General features: G+C 36.0%; 3 protein-coding genes. 1 reads left to right on the top strand and 2 read right to left on the bottom strand.

Going from position 1 to position 2,777, the window contains the following annotated elements:
* On the bottom strand, positions 1-572 hold a 572-nt coding region (locus ACMUOV_RS06320), incomplete at its 3' end, for a glyceraldehyde 3-phosphate dehydrogenase NAD-binding domain-containing protein (protein WP_413854261.1).
* Positions 573-829: 257 nt separating this feature from the next.
* Between ACMUOV_RS06320 and ACMUOV_RS06315 the strand changes: the two genes are divergently transcribed.
* Complete coding sequence (locus ACMUOV_RS06315; RefSeq protein ID WP_413854260.1) at positions 830-1,597, top strand: M48 family metallopeptidase; 768 nt, start codon at positions 830-832, stop codon at positions 1,595-1,597.
* Between the two features lie 391 nt (positions 1,598-1,988).
* Here ACMUOV_RS06315 and rph read toward each other — a convergent pair whose 3' ends face one another.
* Positions 1,989-2,678, bottom strand: a complete 690-nt coding sequence (gene rph, locus ACMUOV_RS06310) for a ribonuclease PH (RefSeq protein WP_413854259.1) — start codon at positions 2,676-2,678, stop codon at positions 1,989-1,991.
* Positions 2,679-2,777: the final 99 nt, after the last annotated feature.

Genomic DNA, 2,777 nt, shown 5'->3' with positions numbered 1-2,777 from the left:
TGTATAGGAGCATAATCATTCAAAGCTTTTGTCATAGGTGCCAAGCAGTTTGTTGTACAAGAAGCAGCTGATATGATTTTATCCTCTTTCTTCAAGATTTTATGGTTTACATTGTAAACGATTGTAGGTAAGTCATTTCCTGCAGGAGCGGAAATAACAACTTTTTTAGCACCTGCATCAATGTGAGCTTGTGCTTTTGCTTTCGATGTATAAAAACCTGTACATTCCAAAACAACGTCAACACCTAATTTTCCCCAAGGTAATTCGTTTGCTTTAGGAATTGCATAGATTGTAATTTCTTTTCCGTCAACGGTTATTGAACCGAATTCTTTAACCGTTTTTCCGTCTTCTGCCAATACCGCTTCTTTATATGTTACGGTGTGTTTTGCTTCTTCACCGAATTTTCCGCAATATCCGCCTTGTGCCGAATCATACTTTAACAAGTGAGCCAACATTTTAGGACTTGTTAAATCGTTGATAGCAACAACTTCATAACCTTTTGCACCAAACATTTGTCTGAATGCCAATCTTCCAATTCTTCCGAAACCGTTAATTGCAACTTTAACTGCCATTTTTTTGCCTCCGAATTATTATTTTAAAACGACATTACTTTAAACTGTATTTAAGAAATGTTATAAAAATATGATAAAAAATGCAAGTAAAATTTTTCAGAGCAAAATTTTAGCTGAGAAGCTGAAAAGCTGAGCAGCTGAGAAGATTAACGACAACGACATAAACAGCAATACCACTCACATAATTTCATCCCGCAATGAGAGAAAAAAAATAATTTGCACAAAACAATTAAAAATTTTGTATAATTCAAAGTATTATGAAAATAAAATTTTATTTATTATCTTTAATCGGTTTGATGTTTTTTATTACGGGTTGTAATACGGTCCCTTTAACCGGAAGAAGCCAGTTGATTTTAAGCAGTGAAGCGGAAGAAGTTGCAGCAGGTGCAACAAGTTACGGGCAGTATTTGGCAGAATCAAAAATTTCAACTAATAAAACAAATACCGCTCTTGTAAAAAAAGTAGGGCAAAAAATAGCTGCAGCTTCAGGTTATAACTACGACTGGGAATTTAATTTATTGGAAAGTGATGAAGCAAATGCATGGTGTCTTTCCGGCGGCAAAGTGGCGGTATATACGGGAATTTTACCTTATACCAAAACAGAAGCAGGGCTTGCAACCGTTATGGCACATGAAATAGCACACGCAATAGCACGTCACGGTGCGGAAAGGTCGGCACAGTCAAACCTTTTTCAATACGGGCTTGCACTTGCGAATGTAAAACTTGAAAATAACCCTAACAGAGAACTTATAATGTTAGGTGTAAATGTGGCAGGTAATGTAGGTGTAATACTTCCTTACAGCAGAAAACATGAATCCGAAGCCGACTATATGGGACTTATCCTGATGGCAAAAGCAGGATATGACCCGAGGGAAGCAATAAAATTTTGGCAAAGAATGGCTGCCGCGGGCGGAGGTTCGCAGGGCGGACTTTCGGACTTTTTATCAACACATCCTTCCGACGAAAAAAGAATAGCGGACATACAAAAACATTTACCGGAAGCTTTGAAATACTATAACAAATAAAAATTGCAAAGCAATTTTTATTTGTCGGTTTAGAGCTGAGAGCTAAGGGCTGAGAGTTTAACGGCAACTGAAAAACTTTTAAAAATTTCTTTTGAAGCACGACTTGGAGCCGCTTATGAGTGCAGAAAATTTTAGAGTAAAAAACTATAAATTTTAAAAGTTTTTTAAAGCGACACTGTTTGAAGAAAAATCCGTCTACATTTAGATGTTAGGATTTTTCAAGTTGTCGTTTGGCTTTAAAATTTTCAAGCGAATGGCAACACTGAGTGCAAAAAAGAGAATTTTTAAAAACGAAACGACATAGATTGCCGCGCCGATTTAATCGGCTCGCAATGACATAACGACAGTTGAGGGCTGTGTTGTTGGACGTGAGTTTAACGACAACGGCAGCTTAAAGCTTAAAGCCGAGTGATTTTTTTTGTGCTTTTATAATTTCCGCAATTCCTGTTTTGGCGGCATCCAACATTTTATCCAAATCTTTTCTTGTAAAGGCATGTCCTTCGGCTGTTCCCTGAACTTCAACAAGATCGCCGTTATCAAGCATTACAACGTTCATATCAATATCGGCAACATTATCTTCTTTGGCCGATAAATCAAGCACCATTTTATCACCCACAAAACCTACACTGACCGCACCCAAAAAACCTTTTAACGGTATTTCATCAATTAATTTTTGCTTTTTTAATTTTTCAAGTGCCAAAGCCAATGCAACAAAACCGCCGTTAATTGATGCCGTTCTTGTTCCGCCGTCGGCTCTTATAACATCACAATCTATGGTTATTGTTCTTTTACCTAATTTTTTTAAATCCACACATGCTCTTAAAGAACGTCCGATAAGCCGCGATATTTCCTGTGCTCTGCCGTTTTGTAATTTTTTTCTTGATATTCTTTCGTTACAGGAACGCGGCATCATTGAATATTCTGCGGTAAGCCAACCTTGTTCTTTTTTTTCGGCCTCTATAAAAGGCGGAACTTTTTCCTCAACGGTTGCAACACATAGAACTTTTGTTTCCCCTAAAGAAAACAAACATGAACCTTCGGTATGTTTTAAATAATTTTTTTCTATTTTAATTTTTCTCATAAAATTTTTCCCTTAATTTATTTTTGACAATTTTATAAAAAAAAGAAATAAATTAAAAGGTTTTGAAAAAATATAAAACAAAAAAGCTACCATAAGTTA

This window comes from Candidatus Ruminimicrobium bovinum (assembly GCF_902760015.1).
GTDB classification, from domain to species: Bacteria; Elusimicrobiota; Endomicrobiia; order Endomicrobiales; family Endomicrobiaceae; genus Ruminimicrobium; species Ruminimicrobium bovinum.
This window is presented reverse-complemented; position numbering and strand designations above follow the sequence as displayed.

What these genes read in the sequence shown, in the direction of transcription:
- ACMUOV_RS06315 (WP_413854260.1), top strand. Translation starts at nt 830, where the DNA reads ATGAAAATAAAATTTTATTTATTATCTTTAATCGGTTTGATGTTTTTT.
- rph (WP_413854259.1), bottom strand. Translation starts at nt 2,678, where the DNA reads ATGAGAAAAATTAAAATAGAAAAAAATTATTTAAAACATACCGAAGGT.